The following is a 17,235-nucleotide window of genomic DNA, read 5'->3' as shown; positions in this document are numbered from 1 at the left end:
GATTCGCCGCGCTTCCCGCCTTCCGCGAACACTCTGGAAAGACGTTTGAATGACTGACACACCCGAGACCGACAACGGCCCGGCCGAGTATGGCGCAGATTCGATCAAGGTCCTCAAGGGGCTCGATGCGGTGCGCAAGCGCCCCGGCATGTATATCGGCGATACCGATGACGGTTCGGGCCTGCACCACATGGTCTATGAGGTCGTCGACAACGCGATCGACGAGGCGCTTGCCGGCCATGCGGATATCGTGACGGTCACGCTGAATGCCGACGGTTCCGTGACGGTGACGGACAACGGCCGCGGCATCCCGACCGACATCCACAGGGAAGAGGGCGTTTCGGCCGCCGAGGTCATCATGACCCAGCTCCATGCCGGCGGAAAGTTCGACCAGAATTCCTACAAGGTCTCGGGCGGCCTGCACGGCGTCGGCGTGTCGGTGGTGAATGCGCTCTCGGTGAAGCTGAAGCTGAAGATCCGGCGCGCCGGAAAAATCCACGAGATGAGCTTTACCCATGGCGTGGCCGACAGCCCGCTGGCGGTGACCGGCGACTGCGGCAGCGAGACCGGCACGGAAGTGACCTTCATGCCCTCGACCGGGACCTTCTCGAACATCGATTTCAACTATGCGACGCTGGAACATCGCCTGCGCGAGCTCGCCTTCCTGAATTCCGGCGTGCGCATCCTGCTCACCGACCGCCGCCATTCGGATATCAAGCAGGACGAATTGATGTACGAGGGCGGCCTTGAAGCCTTCGTGATCTATCTCGACCGGGCGAAGAAGCCGCTGGTTTCGAAGCCGATCGCGATCCGGGGCGAGAAGGACGGCATTACCGTCGAAGTCGCGATGTGGTGGAACGACAGCTACCACGAGAACGTGCTCTGCTTCACCAACAACATTCCCCAGCGCGACGGCGGCACGCATATGGCGGGCTTCCGTGGCGCGCTGACCCGTCAGGTCGTCTCCTATGCCGATACGTCCGGCATCACCAAGAAGGAGAAGGTGACGCTGCAGGGCGAGGATTGCCGCGAAGGCCTGACGGCGGTGCTGTCGGTCAAGGTTCCCGATCCGAAATTCTCCTCCCAGACCAAGGACAAGCTGGTCTCCTCCGAAGTCCGCCCGGCCGTGGAGAACCTCGTCAACGAGGCGCTCTCCACCTGGTTCGAGGAGCATCCCGCCGATGCCAGGACGCTCGTCGGCAAGGTGGTCGAGGCCGCGGCCGCCCGCGAGGCCGCCCGCAAGGCGCGTGAACTGACGCGGCGCAAGGGCGCGCTCGACATTTCCTCGTTGCCCGGCAAGCTCGCCGACTGCTCCGAGCGCGATCCCGCGAAATCCGAACTCTTCCTCGTCGAGGGCGATTCGGCCGGCGGCTCGGCCAAGCAGGGCCGCTCGCGCGAAAACCAGGCGATCCTTCCCCTGCGCGGAAAGATCCTCAATGTCGAGCGCGCGCGCTTCGACAAGATGCTGTCCAGCCAGGAGATCGGCACGCTGATCACCGCACTCGGCACGTCGATCGGCAAGGACGAGTTCAACGCCGACAAGCTGCGCTACCACAAGATCATCATCATGACGGATGCCGACGTCGACGGCGCGCATATCCGCACCCTGCTGCTCACCTTCTTCTTCCGGCAGATGCCGGAGCTGATCGAGCGCGGCCATCTCTACATCGCCCAGCCGCCGCTCTATAAGGTGGCGCGCGGCAAATCGAGCCAGTACCTGAAGAACGAGAAGGCGCTGGAGGATTACCTCGTCGCGGTCGGCCTCGACGATGCGGCACTGGAGCTCAGCTCCGGCGAGGTGCGCGTCGGCCAGGACATCCTGGAGCTGATCCAGGACGCGCTGCGCCTGCGCACGCTGCTCGACGGCCTGCATTCGCGCTACCATCGCGCGATCATCGAGCAGGCGGCCATTACCGGCGCGCTGAACCTTGAGCTCAGCCACGACCGAGAGGCCTATGCCGCCAAGGCGGAGGAGGTCGCCCGCCGGCTCGACCTCATCGCCGAGGAGACGGAACGCGGCTGGACCGGCTCCGTGGCCACGGATGGCGGCCTGCGCTTCGAGCGCATGGTGCGCGGCGTCAAGGAATTCGCGCATATCGATATGGCGCTGATCGGCTCCGCCGACGCCCGGCATATCGACCAGCTTTCAGGGCGCTTCAAGGAAACTTATGAAGTGCCGCCGATGCTGCGCCGCAAGGACGGCCAGATTGAGATTTCCGGCCCGCGCGCCCTGCTCGACGCCGTCTTCGCGGCCGGCCGCAAGGGTCTTTCCATGCAGCGCTACAAGGGCCTCGGCGAGATGAATGCCGAACAGCTCTGGGAAACGACGCTCGACCCGAACGTCCGCTCGCTGCTGCAGGTGAAGGTGACGGATGCGACGGATGCCGACGGGCTCTTCGCCCGCCTGATGGGCGATGAGGTGGAGCCGCGCCGCGACTTCATCCAGGAAAACGCCCTCAGCGTCGCCAATCTCGATATCTGAGCAAAGAGCCGCCGAACCTCTCCTCCGTCATGGTCGGGCTTGAACCCGACCATCGAGGACGACGGACGTGGGAGGGGTTGCGTGGCCGCTCCCATTCGACCGCCCCTCAGCAAGCCTCCTCAGGGCACGAACCGTCCCTCGGAGACGAATTCTTCCACCTTCTTGCGCCCGCTCGGCACCTCGCGTTTCATGAGATCCTCCGGCAGCGTCTCCTTCGGGGCGATCTTGCCGATGGCGAGCGCCGCTTCCACGCGGAAATTCTCGGGGATGCCGAGGACCTCCCTCGCCTTCTCCCGGTCGATGCCGCCCATGCCGTGGGCATGGTAGCCGGCGCGCGTCGCCTCCAGGGCGAGATAGGCCCAGGCGGCGCCGGTGTCGAAGGCGTGGGTATAGGCCGGGCGCATTTCGCCGGCGGCATTCGCCCGGTGGGTCTGCGAGACGATCACCGCGAGCACGGCCGCCTTGTCCGTCCAGCGGCGGTTGCCCTCGTCCAGCGTGTCGTAGATCCGCTCGAAGGCCTCGGTGCCGCGATGGCCGTAGACGAAACGCCAGGGCTGGCCGTTGGCGGCGGAAGGCGCCCAGCGCGCCGCCTCGAACAGCGAAAGCAGCGTTTCGTGCGGCATCGCCTCGCCGGTGAAGGCGCGGGGCGACCAGCGGTCGAGATAGATGGGATCGATGGGGTGGTCGGCGGTGCGGCCGGTGGGATGGGTCATTGCAAGCCTCGAATGTCAATTTTGCCGGTGGACCTTGGAGTTTGTCAGGGAAAAGTGGGAACCGGTTTTCCCGAAGACAAACGAAAACAAAGAAACCCGGAGTCCGTCAGATTCAGAATGAACCTGACGGACTCTAGACCGGGCGGCACGCCGCGCGAAGCGGTAAAATCGCGTGCCTGTCGCATTGTCGAACCGGTGGGGGACGCAATATAACCCTTCCGACAGGTGAGAAACGCATCGCAAAACGGGAGATATCCGATGAGCCTCAAAGACCCCAGCCTGCTGCGCCAGGCAGCCCTCGTTGGCCCCCGCTGGATCGAGGCGGACGGTGGCGGCATCGCCGTGAAGAACCCCGCGACGGGCGAACTGGTCGGTTACGTTCCGAAGCTCGGCGCGAAGGAGACGAAGGAGGCGATCGACGCCGCCGCAAGCGCCCAGAAGGGCTGGGCCGCCCGCACCGCCAAGGAGCGCTCGACCGTGCTGCGCAAGTGGTTCGAGCTGATGATCGAGAACAAGGACGATCTCGGCCGCATCCTGACCATGGAACAGGGCAAGCCGCTGGCGGAAGCGACCGGCGAGATCGTGTATGGCGCCAGCTTCGTCGAATGGTTCGCCGAGGAAGGCCGCCGCCTCTACGGCGATATCGTGCCCGGCCACCAGAAGGACAAGCGCATCCTCGTGATGAAGCAGCCGATCGGCGTCGTCGCGGCGATCACGCCCTGGAACTTCCCCAACGCCATGATCACCCGCAAGGCGGGCCCCGCCTTCGCCGCCGGCTGTGCCATGGTGCTGAAGCCCGCCTCGCAGACGCCCTTCTCGGCCATCGCCATCGCCGTCCTCGCCGAGCGGGCCGGCCTTCCTGCCGGCCTGTTCTCGGTCATCACGGGCTCGGCCCGCGAGATCGGCGCGGAACTCACGGCCAACCCGACCGTGCGCAAGCTCACCTTCACCGGATCGACGGAAATCGGTGCCGAACTCTACAAGCAGTGCGCCCCGACCATCAAGAAGCTCGGCCTGGAGCTTGGCGGCAATGCGCCCTTCATCGTGTTCGACGACGCCGATCTCGACGCGGCGGTCGAGGGTGCGCTGATCGCGAAATTCCGCAACAACGGCCAGACCTGCGTGTGCGCCAACCGCATCTATGTGCAGGACGCCGTCTATGACGCCTTCGCCGAAAAGCTCGCCGCCGCCGTCGGCAAACTGAAGACCGGCAACGGCTTCGACGAGGGCGTCGTGCTCGGCCCGCTGATCGATACGGCGGCGCTGGAGAAGGTCGAGGAGCATGTTTCCGACGCGGTGAAGAAGGGTGGCCGCGTGGTGCAGGGCGGCAAGCGCCACGCGCTCGGCGGCACCTTCTACGAGGCGACCGTGCTTGCCGACGTGACGCCCGACATGGCCGTCGCCCGCGAGGAGACGTTCGGCCCGGTCGCCCCGCTCTTCCGCTTCACGGACGAGGACGACGTCGTCGCGCAGGCGAACGACACGGAATTCGGCCTCGCCTCCTATTTCTACGCCAAGGATCTGTCACGGGTGTTCCGCGTGGCCGAGGCGCTGGAATACGGCATGGTGGGCGTCAATACCGGCCTGATCTCGACGGCCGAGGCGCCGTTCGGCGGGATGAAACTCTCCGGCCTCGGCCGCGAGGGCTCGCGCTACGGCATCGAGGAGTTCACCGAGATCAAATATGTCTGCCTCGGCGGCATCGCCTGAGGTCATCTGACGGAGAGGCCGGCCGGCATCCTCCGGCCGGCTCCGGTTCGAGAGGGAAAATCGTGGCAGCACCGAAAAACACCTTCAAGGCCGCCCTGCGCGACGGCCGGTTCCAGCTTGGCCTGTGGGCCGCCCTCGGCAGCGCCTATGCGGCGGAAATCCTGGCCGGCAGCGGTTACGACTGGCTGCTGATCGACGGCGAGCACGGGCCGAACGACATGCCGCTGTTGAGCGCGCAGGTCGGGGCGCTGCACCGCTCGCCGACCCATGCCATGGTCCGCCCGCCGATGGGCGAGGCTTGGATCCTGAAGCAATTGCTCGACCAGGGCGCACAGACCTTCCTCATCCCGATGGTCGAATCGGCCAAGGAGGCCGAGGCGCTGGTGCGCGCCGTGCGCTATCCGCCGCACGGCATCCGCGGCGTCGGCGCAGGCCTTGGCCGCGCGAGCGATTTCAACCGCGTGCCGGAATATCTCGCCACCGCCAATGACGAGATCTGCCTCATCGTGCAGGTCGAAAGCCGGGCGGGTCTTGCGGCGATCGACGAGATCGCGGCGGTGGAGGGCGTCGACGGCGTCTTCGTCGGCCCGTCGGACCTTGCCGCCGACATGGGCTTCCTCGGCAATTCCGGCGCGCCGGAGGTGCTCGCGGCGATCACCCACGTCTTCGCCCGCACCAAGGCGCACGGCAAGGCACGCGGCATCATGACGGTGTCGCTGTCGCAGGCGGCGGTCTACCGCGATCTCGGCGCGGATTTCATGGCGATCGGCACCGACGTCAACTGCCTCGTGTCGGCTGTCGACGGCCTGCGTCGCAGCTTCCTCGGCGAGGAGGGGACGCAGGAGCGCGGCGGCGGCTACTGACTGCCGGCGATCGCGGCCAGTCTCGGCATCGGCACGTCGGGCGTCCAGGCCAGGAAGTCGCCGATGCGGCGGACGCGCTTTTGCGCATGGTGGTTGGCGATGTCGCCGAGGCGATGCTCCAGAAAGGGGTTGTCGAAGCGCTCCAGCGTCGCTGCGACATAGGCCTCCGCCTCATGGCCTAGCCCCCGCGCGGCAAAGCCGGGCACGACCTCCTCGCGATAGATCGAGAGAAGCCGCTGCCGCACGCCGGCGTCGGTGAGGATCGCCTTGACTGTCTCCTCTGCCGGCCGGTTCTCGCTCAGCCAGATATCGGCCAGCACCGTATGGCCGAGATTGAGGATGTGCAGCTTCAGCTTCTCATAGGGCGTCAGGTCGTCGACGAGGCGAATGTCCGCGTGCCGGCACGGCAATGTCAGGCCCGGCTGGTTCTCGATCGCCCAGAGCGCATAGGGTTCCGCGACGGCGCCGGCCGGTTCCAGCGGTTCGGAGACGATCCGGTCGACCAGCGTGTTGCCCCAGACCACGCTTTCGCAAAGCCAGTCCCTGAAATCGGACTCCGGGTAACGATCGGCCTGCAGATCAAGGATCAGCCGCTTCAGAACGTCGCCGTTTCTCGACACGAGTTCGCAGGGCAGCATCGTCAGCCCGCGCCGGTTCGCCGCGAAACGGTCGTGGAGAAGCGCCAGCAGCTTGCCGGGGAAAGAGGCGGGAACGGGACCGGCAAGGTCGTCCGGCCCCACCGTGTAGCCGGTATCGCCGGTATTGGAGAGCACGACCGCGGCCTCTTCGCGAAAGATCCTCTTTACCGTCTCCCAGTCGCTTGCCGTCGAAAGCGTGCGCGCGATGCTGGTGACGCGCTGCTCGCGTTCGACATCGCGCCCGTCCTTTCGCCCCCGCACGATCACCCGATAGCCGCCCGGCGCGGCGAGGGCGGCAAGCCGGCCCGCGCGCTCCGGGGAACCCGTGGTCTGGACCACCGTGATGCGGCCGAGCGCCTCGCCCCTCTCCAGCGCTTCGCCGACGAAAAGGTCCGCATGCGCCTGCAGGAAGCGGCTGGTTCCGAATTGCAGGATGGGTGTGTCCATTGCGGTCCTCGTCAGTTGATCGATTGCAGGAGTGTTTCGCGCGCCGATTTCAGGTGCTGCCGGCAGGCAAGCTCGATCTCGATCGGATCGCGCGAGCGCAGCGCCGCGATATAGGCGAGATGTTCTTCCAGCGCCCTTGCATTGCGCTCGCGGGCATTCGTCTTGTTCCATTGGTAATGGTAGTGGAAGACGATGGCGATGACGTCGTAGAAATCGACGATGAAGCGGTTCTTCGAGGCCCGGTGCACGAAGAGGTGGAAACGCTCGTCGAGTTCGGAGAAATCGAGGTAGCGGTTCTCGATGTCGGCGAGGATGGCGTGGTGCCGGGCCTCGATCGCCTCCAGCTCGTGCCAGGCGGCGTGATCGGCCGGCAGATGGGCGAAGGCGGCCGCCGAGCGCAACTCGAACATCTCGCGCACTTCCGTCAGCTCCAGCGCGAATTCCCGGGTAAAACCCTTCAGCACCCAGTGGCTGTTCGGCCGTTTCTCGATCAGGCCGAAGCGGCTGAAGCGGATGAGGAACTCGCGCACGCTCGTCGTGCCGATGCCGATCTCGCGGGCGAGTTCCAGTTCGTTGATCTGCATGCCCGGCTGGGCGCCGCCGTCGAGAATCCGGCGCATGAAGCTGCGCTCGATGATCTCCGAGAGCGAATCGGTTTCCTCGGTCGGAAAGTAATCGCCGGCGACGGGCTTGCGCAGCACGATCTTGCGCCGCTTCTCCCAGGTGAGCAGACCCACCTCCTCCAGCCGCGTGAGGATCGCGCGCACGGTCGTGCGGCTGATGCCAAGCGTGCTGCCGAGTTCCGGTTCGGACGGCAGGTTCGCCGTCTGCTCCAGGAGCTTCAGGCAGCGATTGAAGGCGTCCTTGAAGACGGTGTTCTGTTTGGCCATGGATGCCGCCGGTTCTCTCGTGTCGGGCGGACCGGGCGAAAGGCCGGACGCGCCGGCGTCGTCGTCTCCCGTTTCCTCCTTCGGGCATATTACCCATTGACGACGATCTGTCTATTGTCGATAAAAGACAAGCGACGGCGGGAGGGCGCGGTCGGGGAGGCTGCATGAAGACGCGGAGCATCGGCAGGACGGGCCTGGCTGTGACCGAATTCAGTTTCGGCACCGCGGCGCTTGGCGGCCTCTACCGCGCCTGCCCGCGAGAAGCGGCGATGGAAACGCTTCGGGCGGCCTGGGACGAGGGCCTGCGCTATTTCGATACGGCGCCCTGGTACGGCTTCGGCCTTGCGGAACGCCGCGTCGGCGATTTCCTGCGCGACAGGCCGAAAGGCAGCTGGGTGCTCTCCAGCAAGGTCGGCCGTGTCATGGTCCCCGTCGCCGACGACAAGGTGCCGAGCTACGGCTATGTCGATCCGCTGCCCTTCGATGTGCGCTACGACTACAGCTACGACGGCATCATGCGCTCGGTCGAGCTCAGCCATGCCCGTCTCGGGCTGAACCGCATCGATATCCTCTATGTGCACGATATCGGCGTCTACACGCACGGCGCCGAGCGCAATGCCTTCCATCTGCGCCAGCTTCTCGGGTCCGGCCTGACGGCGCTGGAGGAACTGAAGGCGTCCGGCGCCATCAAGGCCTACGGGCTCGGCGTCAACGAGGTGCCGGTCTGCCTCGATGTGCTCGGGAACGCCGATCTCGACTGCATCCTGCTTGCCGGCCGCTACACGCTGCTCGACCGTTCGGCCGTGGCCGACCTTTTGCCGCTGTGCGAAAAGAAGGGCACATCCCTCGTGGTGGGCGGGGTGTTCAACTCCGGCATCCTGGCGGCGGGTCCGGTGGAGGGTGCGCATTTCGACTATATGCCGGCGACGCCGGATGTCGCCGGCAAAGTGGGTGCGATGATGGCGATTGCCCAGAAAGCGCACGTGCCGCTCGCCGCGCCGGCGCTGCAGTTCCCGCTGAACCATCCGGCCGTCGCCTCCGTGCTGATCGGCACCGCCAGGCCGGAGAGCCTGCGCCGCAACATGGCGCTCGCGCGCCTGGATTTGCCGAAGGACATTTACCCGGCTTTCGAGCCGCACACACTGGTCGCGCCGGACCTCGGGGAAAACGCCGTCCGGCAGTGACCACGATCTTGGAGGATCGCTAGCGCATGTTGAAAGGCATTCATCCGCTGCTCGGGCCGGACCTGCTTCAGGCCATCAGGACCATGGGCCATGGCGACGACATCGTCATCGCCGACGCCAATTTCCCGTCGAGTTTCCTCGGGCCGAAGGTCGTCCGGGCCGACGGGGTCGATGCCGTGTCTATGACAGAGGCGATCCTCGCGCATATGCCGCTCGATACTTTCGTGCCCGAGGCGGCCTGGCGCATGGAGGTGGTGGGCGATCCCGCGGCGGTGCCGGAGGTCTGTGTGACCTTCCAGGACCTCGTCCATCGGCTTGCCGGTGACTTCACGGTCCATGCGGTCGAGCGCTTCGCCTTCTACGAGATGGCGAAGAAGGCGGCCTATATCGTCGCCACGACGGAATTCCGTCTCTATGGCAATATCATCCTGAAGAAGGGTGTCGTGCACCCGCACGAGATTTTTCGGGTCTAGCCGCCCGGCGGCCACCGTTTGGGAGGACGGATGGCATGGAGCTGTTTGGAAAAGCGCATTTTCAGGAGCAGTCCTTCGCTTGCCAGCGAAGGTGGGCGGGTATAGCCTGACGGAAAGTGTTTTTTATCGATAAAAGATCGAGTTGCCCGCTTCCCGCGACGCGATCCCAAAGGAAGGGGAAGCATTCGAGAGGAGAAACCTGATGAGCATTGTAAGATCGCTTCTGTCTCGCCGCGCCTTCACGGCGCTCGCGGGTGCCGCAGTCCTCGCCGCCATGAACCCTGCCGCGTCCCTCGCGCAGGACGTCACCATCCCGATCATCGTCAAGGACACGACGTCCTTCTACTGGCAGATCGTGCTCGCCGGCGCGCGCGCGGCCGGCAAGGATCTCGGCGTCAACGTGCCGGAACTCGGCGCGCAGTCGGAATCCGATATCAACGGCCAGATCAGCATCCTCGAGAACGCGGTGGCGGGCAGCCCGGCCGCCGTCGTCATCTCGCCGACGGAATTCAAGGCGCTCGGCAAGCCGGTCGACGAGGCAGCCAAGTCCGTGCCGATCATCGGCATCGATTCGGGCGCCGATTCCAAGGCCTTCACCTCGTTCCTGACGACGGACAATGTCCAGGGCGGCCGCATCGCGGCGGACGGGCTTGCCGCGGCGATCAAGGCGACGACGGGCAAGGAAGAGGGCGACATCGCCATCATCACCAGCCTGCCGGGCGTCGGCTCGCTCGACCAGCGCCGCGAAGGCTTCCTCGACCAGATCAAGACGAAATATCCGGGTCTGAACGTGGTGGCGGACAAATATGCGGACGGCCAGGCCACCACCGGCCTCAACATGATGACCGACCTCATCACCGCCAATCCGAACCTCGTCGGCGTCTTCGCCTCCAACCTCATCATGGCGCAGGGCGTCGGCCAGGCGATCGCGGAAAACAAGCTCGGCGACAAGATCAAGGTCATCGGTTTCGACAGCGACGAGAAGACCGTCGGCTTCCTCAAGGAGGGCGTGCTGGCCGGCCTCGTCGTGCAGGATCCCTACCGCATGGGCTATGACGGCGTGAAGACGGCGCTCGCGGTCTCCAAGGGCGAGAAGGTCGAGGCCTTCGTCGACACGGGCGCCAACCTCGTGACCCAGGAGAACATGGCCGATCCGAAGATCGACGCCCTGCTCAACCCGAAGATCTGATCGCTTCCCCCGCCCGGACTACCCGAGCCGGGCGGGGCGCTTTCCACGCCATTGAGGAGGAGACAGCGATGAGCAGCCTGGAAGAGCTCAGCCATCGGCATGAAGACGAGGCGAAGCTCGCCGAATCCGAAGCGGTGCCGCGCGGCGCGCCCATCCTCGAATTGCGCGGATTGCAGAAGAAATACGGCCTGGTGGAGGCGCTGAAGCCGGCGACGGTCACGTTCCTTGCCGGCGAGATCCACGCCATTGTCGGCGAGAACGGCGCCGGCAAGTCCACCCTCATCAAGCTCCTGACCGGCGTCATCCGCCGCACGGCGGGCGAAGTCTTCTGGTGCGGCAAGCCCGTGCAGCTTTCGACCCCGAACGAGGCGATTTCCCGCGGCATCAACGCCGTGCACCAGGAGGTCGTGCTCTGCCCGCATCTCTCGGTGGCGGCCAACATGTTCCTCGGCGACGAGATGAACCGCTACGGCCTGATGCGCAAGGCGGCCATGGAGCGCGCGGCCCAGGCGGTGCTCGACGATCTCGGCTTCCAGCTTCCCGCCGGCGCCCTTCTCGGCAGCCTCACCATCGGCCAGCAGCAGCTCGTCGCGACCGCCAAGGCCGCCATGCGCGGCATCCGCTTCCTCATCTTCGATGAGCCGACCGCCTATCTGACGCGCCAGGAATCCGCCCAGCTCTTCCGCCTCATCCGCCGGCTCCGCGACCAGGGCGTGACGATCGTCTATATCAGCCACCGCATGGAGGAGGTCTTCGAGCTCGCCGACCGCGTGTCGGTGCTGCGCGACGGCGCTCATGTCGGCACGCGCCTGATAAGCGAGACCAACGAGAACGAGCTGATCGCGCTGATGATCAACCGCTCGATCGAGCAGATCTACCACAAGGAGAAGGTGCCGGCCGGCAAGGTCATCGTCGAGACGCGCGGCCTGTCCGGCCCGGGCTTCAGCGACGTGTCGCTCTCGGTGCGCGCCGGCGAGATCGTCGGCCTCTACGGCCTCATCGGCGCCGGCCGCAGCGAGTTCGCCCTCGGCCTCTACGGTCGCCAGCCAGTTTCGTCCGGCGAGATCTTCTGGGACGGCGCGAAGGTCGATATCCGCAACGAGCGCCAGGCGATGGAGCTCGGCATCGCGCTCGTCCCGGAAAGCCGCCGCGACCAGGGCCTCTGCCTCAACCTGCCGATCGGCCTCAACATCAACCTGCCGGTCTTCGGGAGGCTGAGTTCGGGCCTGACGATCCGCCGCGGCGACGAGGCCGCCAATGCCGACCGGCAGATCCACGACCTGCGCATCAAGACGCCGTCGCGCCGCGTGCTCGCCTCTGCCATGTCCGGCGGCAACCAGCAGAAGATCGTCATCGGCAAGTGGCTGAGCCACGGCGCGCGGCTGTTCATCTTCGACGAGCCGACCGTCGGCGTCGACGTCGGCACCAAGGCGGAAATCTACCGCCTGTTCGCCGAACTCCTCAAGCAGGGCGCCGGCATCATCCTCATCTCGTCCTACCTGCCGGAGGTCTATGAGCTTGCCGACCGGCTGCACGTCTTCCGCGGCGGCCGGCTCGTCGCCAGCCACGACCACCGGGCGGCCACCCACGAGGACGTCCTGACCCAGGCCATCGGCATCTGACCGCGGCGCGCAAGAAAAGGGAGAAGACCATGAGCGTGGACACGACGACGGAAAGCGCACCGGCCCCGAGAAGGGGCACGAACATCCTCCTCGGCCTGACCCTGCTCGGCCTCCTCTTGTTCCTCTGGCTGCTGCTCGGCCTTTCCACTCATGCGTTCTGGACGCCGAACAACATCAGCAACGTCCTGCGCCAGGGGGCGATGACGGCGATCCTGGCGGTCGGCCAGACCTTCGTCATCATCACGGCCGGCATCGACCTGTCGGTCGGGGCCATCGTCGGCTTCACCAGCGTCATCGTCGCCTGGCTGCTGCAGGCCGGCGTGCCGCTCTGGCTGTCGATCGTCCTGACGCTGCTGATCGGCGTCGCCATCGGTGCCTTCCACGGCTTCGGCATCGTGCGCATGGGCCTGCCGCCCTTCATCATCACGCTGGCGACGCTCACCTCGCTGCGCGGCATCGGCCTGCTCATCACCAACGGCTCGACGATCTCGATCAGCCATGACGGCTTCACGGACTTCTCCCGCGCCGATTTCCTCGGCGTGCCGAGCCTGTTCTGGATGGTCATCCTGGTGGCCATCCCCGCCTTCGTCTTCCTGCATCTTTCCCGCTGGGGGCGCTATCTCTTCGCGGTCGGCTCGAACAAGGAGGCGGCGCGGCTTTCCGGGGTCAATGTCGATCGCACCATCTACCTCGCCTATATCCTGTCGGCCACCTGCGCCGCCTTCGTCGGCCTCCTGCTCGCCTCGCGCATCGGCATCGGCAATGCCACGCAGGCGGAGGGCTGGGAGCTGCAGGCCATCGCCTCCTCGGTCATCGGCGGCACCAGCCTTTTCGGCGCGGTCGGCTCGGTGCACGGCCCACTGCTCGGCGCCTTCATCCTCGCGACCATCAACAACGGCGCGAACCTCCTCAACATCAACTCCTTCTGGCAGCGCATCATCACGGGCCTGCTGATCATCGTCATCGTCTATTTCGACCAGTTGCGCCGCCGGGGAAGCCGTTGAGATGAAAGCCGTCGTCTGCGTGGAACCTGGCCGCCTCGAAGCGGTCGAGCGCGAAAGCCCGGCCGGCCTGCCGGCGGGCTGGGTGCGCGTCGCCGTCAGCCATGTCGGCATCTGCGGCACGGACTACCATATCTTCGAGGGCAAGCACCCGTTCCTCGAATATCCGCGGGTGATGGGCCACGAGGTCTCGGCGACCGTCCTCGATCCGGGCACAAGCCGGCTTGCCGCCGGTGCGCCCGTCGTCGTCAATCCCTATCTCTCCTGCGGCACCTGCATCGCCTGCCGGCAGGGCAAGCCGAACTGCTGCACGGCGATCGGCGTGCTCGGCGTGCACACGGACGGCGCCTTCTGCGAGGAGATCGCGCTGCCGGCGGACAATCTCTACCCGGCCGACGGCCTGTCGCTGGAAGCGGCGGCGACGGTCGAGTTTTTGGCGATCGGCGCCCATGCGGTGCGCCGGTCGCTGGCACAGGCCGGCGCGCGCGCCCTCATCGTCGGCGCCGGCCCGATCGGCCTCGGCACCGCGCTCTTCTCGCGCATCGCCGGCCATGACGTCACGCTGATGGACACCTCCGCCGAGCGGCTTGCCATGGCGGCGGAGCGCTTCGGCCTTGCACATGGCATCCTTGCTGGTCCCGATGCGGCCGAGGCGGTGCTGGCGGCCACCGGCGGCGAAGGGTTCGACGTCGTCTTCGACGCGACGGGCCATGCGAAATCCATGGAGGCCGCGTTCCGGCATGTCGCCCATGGCGGGGCGCTGGTGCTGGTTTCCGTGGTGAAGGAGGAGATCCGCTTTTCCGACCCGGAATTCCACAAGCGCGAGATGATGCTGATTGGCAGCCGAAATGCCACGCGCGTCGATTTCGAGCATGTGATGGCGAATATCCGCGCCGGCCGCGTGCCGGTCGAGGCGCTCGTCACCCACCGCACCACGCTCGACCGGGTTCCCGCGGACCTTGCCCGCTGGGCGAGCGAAAAATCGGGCCTGATCAAGGCCATCGTGCGCGTCGCTGCCTGAAAAGCGGAAAACGCGGTGAAAAGCCTGAAATCTGTTCATGCCCACGAAAGGTTCGCGGGCTTAGGATGGCTGTGTGGCGTGTTGCCACGCAGCGAAAACATGTTAGTCTTTTCGCAACTGCGGAAACCGGGTGATGGCGCCGCGAAGACGAAGGTCTGGCGCCGAGAAATGGGATAACGCGTCCGATGTATTATCAGCTCTACGAACTCAACCATGCGGTGATGGCCCCCTGGCGCGCCGCGGCGGACCAGATGCGCATCGCCTTCCGCAACCCGCTCAATCCGCTGGCGCACACCTATTTCGGCCGCACCATGGCCGCCGGTTTCGAGGTGCTGGAGCGCAGTACCCGGCGCTACGGCAAGCCCGATTTCGGCCTTTCCACCACGCGCATCGACGGCCAGGACGTCTCCGTGCACGAGAAGGTCGTCTGGCGGCGTCCTTTTTGCAATCTCATCCATTTCGAGCGCTGTCTGCCGGCCGGCCACGGCAAGGACCCGAAGGTCCTGATCGTCGCGCCGATGTCCGGCCACTATGCGACGCTGCTGCGCGGCACGGTCGAGGCGCTGCTGCCGCATGCGGAGGTCCATATCACCGACTGGGTGGATGCCCGCATGGTGCCGCTGTCGGACGGTGGCTTCGATCTCGACGATTATATCGACTACGTCATCCAGATGCTGCACGCGCTGGGGCCGGATACCCATGTCATCGCCGTCTGCCAGCCGGCGGTGCCGGTGCTGGCCGCCGTCGCGGTGATGGAAGCCGACGACGATCCGCTGTCGCCCTCCACCATGACGCTGATGGGCGGGCCGATCGACACGCGCATCAACCCGACCGCCGTCAACAAGCTGGCGGAAGAAAAGCCGATCGAGTGGTTCCGCGACAATGTCATCATGCCCGTGCCGTGGCCGCAGCCCGGCTTCATGCGCATGGTCTATCCGGGCTTCCTGCAATTGTCGGGCTTCATGTCGATGAACCTCGACCGCCACGTCATCGCCCACAAGGAGTTCTTCGCCCATCTCGTGAAGAACGACGGCGACGCCGCCGAAAAGCACCGCGACTTCTACGACGAATACCTCGCCGTCATGGATCTCACCGCCGAATTCTACCTCCAGACGGTCGAGACCGTGTTCATGAAGCACGCGCTGCCGAAGGGCGAGATGATGCACCGTTCACGTCCCGTCGACACGACGGCGATCCGCAAGGTGGCGCTGCTGACCGTCGAGGGCGAGAACGACGACATCTCGGGCGTCGGCCAGACCAAGGCGGCGCAGACGATCTGCACCAACATCCCCGATCACATGCGCATGCACTACATGCAGCCGGATGTCGGCCATTACGGCGTCTTCAACGGCTCGCGCTTCCGCCGGGAGATCGCCCCGCGCATCCTGTCCTTTATCGCCGAACATGGCCGCAGCGCAAAGGCGAAGCCGCTCGCGCCACGCGTCATCAAGGGCGGCAAGGCCGGCGGCGTCGCCTGATTTTTCAGTCCTCTTTCAGGCGCTTGCCCGAATTCACAGGGCATCGTCTTGAATGCGACGGGCGGTCTAACCACATCGGATTCACCGGAAACCGAGGTGGTTTCCGCCGATCGTGAGGAAGATTGCACATGAACCAGTCAGCGCTCATTCGTCCGGACTGGACGCCTGCGACCATCGCCCTGATGGTGCTCGGCTTCGTGGTGTTCTGGCCGCTCGGCCTCGCCATGCTCGCCTACATCATCTTCGGCGACCGCCTGAAATCCTTCAAGAAAGACGCCAACGACACCGTCGACGGCATGTTTGCCTCCTGCCGGGGCAAGTTCGGCCGCCGCGGCGGCTCCGCCTTCCGCAACGCCACCGGCAATGTCGCCTTCGACGACTGGCGCGATGCCGAACTCTCCCGCCTCGACGAGGAACGCCGCAAGCTCGACGAGATGCGCGAGGAATTCGATTCCTATGTCCGCGAGCTTCGCCGCGCCAAGGACCAGGAGGAGTTCGACCGCTTCATGCGCGAACGCCGCGCCAAGGGGCAGGGCGACGTCCCGGGCTTCCCGGCGACGTGAGGCCCACAGCATCCTCCCACGTCATCCTCGGGCTTGACCCGAGGATTCATGCGCCGCCCGCGGCGGTGGATGGTCGGGTCAGGCCCGACCATGACGAAAGAGAGATAAGCAACAACCGGCGCCTTGAGCGCCGGTTTTTCGTCGGGGCATTCCAGTTTCGGCCGAATCGGCTATGAAAGGCAGCATGTTCTCCTCGCTTCGCAAGCCCAGAAAGGCCCTGAAGACGCCGCCTCCGCCGGAGCGGCGGGAAATGGACATCAATGGCAGGTGCCTGCCGCTGACCATAAGGCGGGATTTTCGCGCGACGCGGCTCACCCTGCGCATCGAGCCGGGCGGGCGGGCGTTGCGCATGACGGTGCCGAGCGGCATCGCCGAGCGGGAGATTCGCGATTTCCTCGATCGTCACCAGGGCTGGCTGATGACGAAGCTCGCCAAGTTCCGCACGACGAACGCGCTCATGGACGGCGGCTATGTGATGGTCCGCGGCGTCTCCCACCGCATCGAGGCGACCGGCCGGCTGCGCGGCCTCACGGAGGCCCTGGTCATCGATGATGAGGCGGTGCTGCGTGTCGGCGGCATGGAGGAGAGCATTCCCCGCCGTATCTGCGATTTCCTGAAGAAGGAGGCGCGGCTGGAGCTGGAGCGGCTCGTCGCCGTGCATGCCGGCCGCATCGGCAGGCGCGTGAAGTCGCTGACGTTGCGCGATACCCGCAGCCGCTGGGGTTCCTGCTCGGCCGACGGCGCGCTCAGCTTCTCCTGGCGCATCGCCATGGCCCCGCCGCATGTCATCGATTATCTCGCCGCCCACGAGGTGGCGCATCTTAGGGAAATGAACCACAGCCCGGCCTTCTGGGCGCTGTGCGACCAGCTCTGCCCGGCGACCGAGGATGCCAAGCGCTGGCTGAAGCGCAATGGCAGCCTGCTGCACGCCGTCGATTTCGGCTAGAGCATTTCCAGCCGA

General features: G+C 65.8%; 15 protein-coding genes. 12 read left to right on the top strand and 3 right to left on the bottom strand.

Annotated features, from left to right (window positions below; translation table 11 throughout):
• Nucleotides 1-49 precede the first annotated feature (49 nt).
• On the top strand, nucleotides 50-2,482 hold the full coding sequence (gene gyrB / locus AB3G45_RS26200; protein WP_367833310.1) for a DNA topoisomerase (ATP-hydrolyzing) subunit B: 2,433 nt from the start codon (nucleotides 50-52) through the stop codon (nucleotides 2,480-2,482).
• A gap of 119 nt (nucleotides 2,483-2,601) precedes the next feature.
• Here the strand turns inward: gyrB and AB3G45_RS26195 are convergent, their stop codons facing one another.
• Complete coding sequence (locus AB3G45_RS26195; RefSeq protein WP_367833309.1) at nucleotides 2,602-3,195, bottom strand: nitroreductase family protein; 594 nt, start codon at nucleotides 3,193-3,195, stop codon at nucleotides 2,602-2,604.
• 258 nt (nucleotides 3,196-3,453) lie between these two features.
• Here AB3G45_RS26195 and gabD point away from each other — a divergent pair, with 258 nt between their 5' ends.
• Complete coding sequence (gene gabD / locus AB3G45_RS26190) at nucleotides 3,454-4,905, top strand: NADP-dependent succinate-semialdehyde dehydrogenase (RefSeq protein ID WP_367833308.1); 1,452 nt, start codon at nucleotides 3,454-3,456, stop codon at nucleotides 4,903-4,905.
• A 62-nt stretch (nucleotides 4,906-4,967) separates the two neighbouring features.
• The gene (locus tag AB3G45_RS26185; RefSeq protein WP_367833307.1) at nucleotides 4,968-5,768 is read left to right on the top strand and encodes an HpcH/HpaI aldolase/citrate lyase family protein; all 801 of its coding nucleotides are present in this window, start codon (nucleotides 4,968-4,970) and stop codon (nucleotides 5,766-5,768) included.
• On the opposite strand, the gene AB3G45_RS26180 is transcribed toward AB3G45_RS26185, so the two are convergent.
• A complete protein-coding gene (locus AB3G45_RS26180) occupies nucleotides 5,762-6,853 on the bottom strand; it encodes a mannitol dehydrogenase family protein (RefSeq protein WP_367833306.1) in 1,092 nt (363 codons plus the stop codon). The two genes, AB3G45_RS26185 and AB3G45_RS26180, sit on opposite strands and share 7 nt — an antisense overlap.
• Before the next feature lie 11 nt (nucleotides 6,854-6,864).
• Nucleotides 6,865-7,743: a GntR family transcriptional regulator gene (locus AB3G45_RS26175; protein ID WP_367833305.1), complete on the bottom strand. Its 879-nt coding sequence runs from the start codon at nucleotides 7,741-7,743 to the stop codon at nucleotides 6,865-6,867.
• Between the two features lie 164 nt (nucleotides 7,744-7,907).
• Between AB3G45_RS26175 and AB3G45_RS26170 the strand changes: the two genes are divergently transcribed.
• From AB3G45_RS26170 to AB3G45_RS26130, 9 genes are all read left to right on the top strand, one after another.
• Complete coding sequence (locus AB3G45_RS26170; protein WP_367833304.1) at nucleotides 7,908-8,927, top strand: aldo/keto reductase; 1,020 nt, start codon at nucleotides 7,908-7,910, stop codon at nucleotides 8,925-8,927.
• Nucleotides 8,928-8,953: 26 nt separating this feature from the next.
• Nucleotides 8,954-9,400, top strand: a complete 447-nt coding sequence (locus tag AB3G45_RS26165; protein ID WP_367833303.1) for an RbsD/FucU family protein — start codon at nucleotides 8,954-8,956, stop codon at nucleotides 9,398-9,400.
• Nucleotides 9,401-9,602: 202 nt separating this feature from the next.
• Nucleotides 9,603-10,589 carry an ABC transporter substrate-binding protein gene (locus AB3G45_RS26160; protein ID WP_367833302.1) on the top strand — a complete coding sequence of 329 codons (987 nt, stop codon included), beginning with the start codon at nucleotides 9,603-9,605 and terminating at the stop codon, nucleotides 10,587-10,589.
• Between the two features lie 68 nt (nucleotides 10,590-10,657).
• Complete coding sequence (locus AB3G45_RS26155; protein WP_367833301.1) at nucleotides 10,658-12,211, top strand: sugar ABC transporter ATP-binding protein; 1,554 nt, start codon at nucleotides 10,658-10,660, stop codon at nucleotides 12,209-12,211.
• Between the two features lie 29 nt (nucleotides 12,212-12,240).
• On the top strand, nucleotides 12,241-13,215 hold the full coding sequence (locus AB3G45_RS26150) for an ABC transporter permease (protein ID WP_367833300.1): 975 nt from the start codon (nucleotides 12,241-12,243) through the stop codon (nucleotides 13,213-13,215).
• A gap of 1 nt (nucleotide 13,216) precedes the next feature.
• Complete coding sequence (locus AB3G45_RS26145; protein ID WP_367833299.1) at nucleotides 13,217-14,233, top strand: zinc-binding alcohol dehydrogenase family protein; 1,017 nt, start codon at nucleotides 13,217-13,219, stop codon at nucleotides 14,231-14,233.
• Nucleotides 14,234-14,418: 185 nt separating this feature from the next.
• Entirely contained in the window at nucleotides 14,419-15,711 is a 1,293-nt protein-coding gene (phaZ, locus tag AB3G45_RS26140) for a polyhydroxyalkanoate depolymerase (protein WP_367833298.1), read from the top strand.
• A 128-nt stretch (nucleotides 15,712-15,839) separates the two neighbouring features.
• A complete protein-coding gene (locus AB3G45_RS26135; RefSeq protein WP_367833297.1) occupies nucleotides 15,840-16,274 on the top strand; it encodes a DUF2852 domain-containing protein in 435 nt (144 codons plus the stop codon).
• A gap of 184 nt (nucleotides 16,275-16,458) precedes the next feature.
• Entirely contained in the window at nucleotides 16,459-17,220 is a 762-nt protein-coding gene (locus AB3G45_RS26130; protein ID WP_367833296.1) for a M48 family metallopeptidase, read from the top strand.
• The last annotated feature ends 15 nt before the right edge of the window (nucleotides 17,221-17,235 follow it).

This window comes from Shinella sp. S4-D37, from assembly GCF_040812195.1.
In the GTDB taxonomy this organism is placed as follows: Bacteria; Pseudomonadota; Alphaproteobacteria; order Rhizobiales; family Rhizobiaceae; genus Shinella.
The sequence above is the reverse complement of the archived record's forward strand: the minus strand, read 5'-3'. Positions and strand labels throughout refer to the sequence as shown.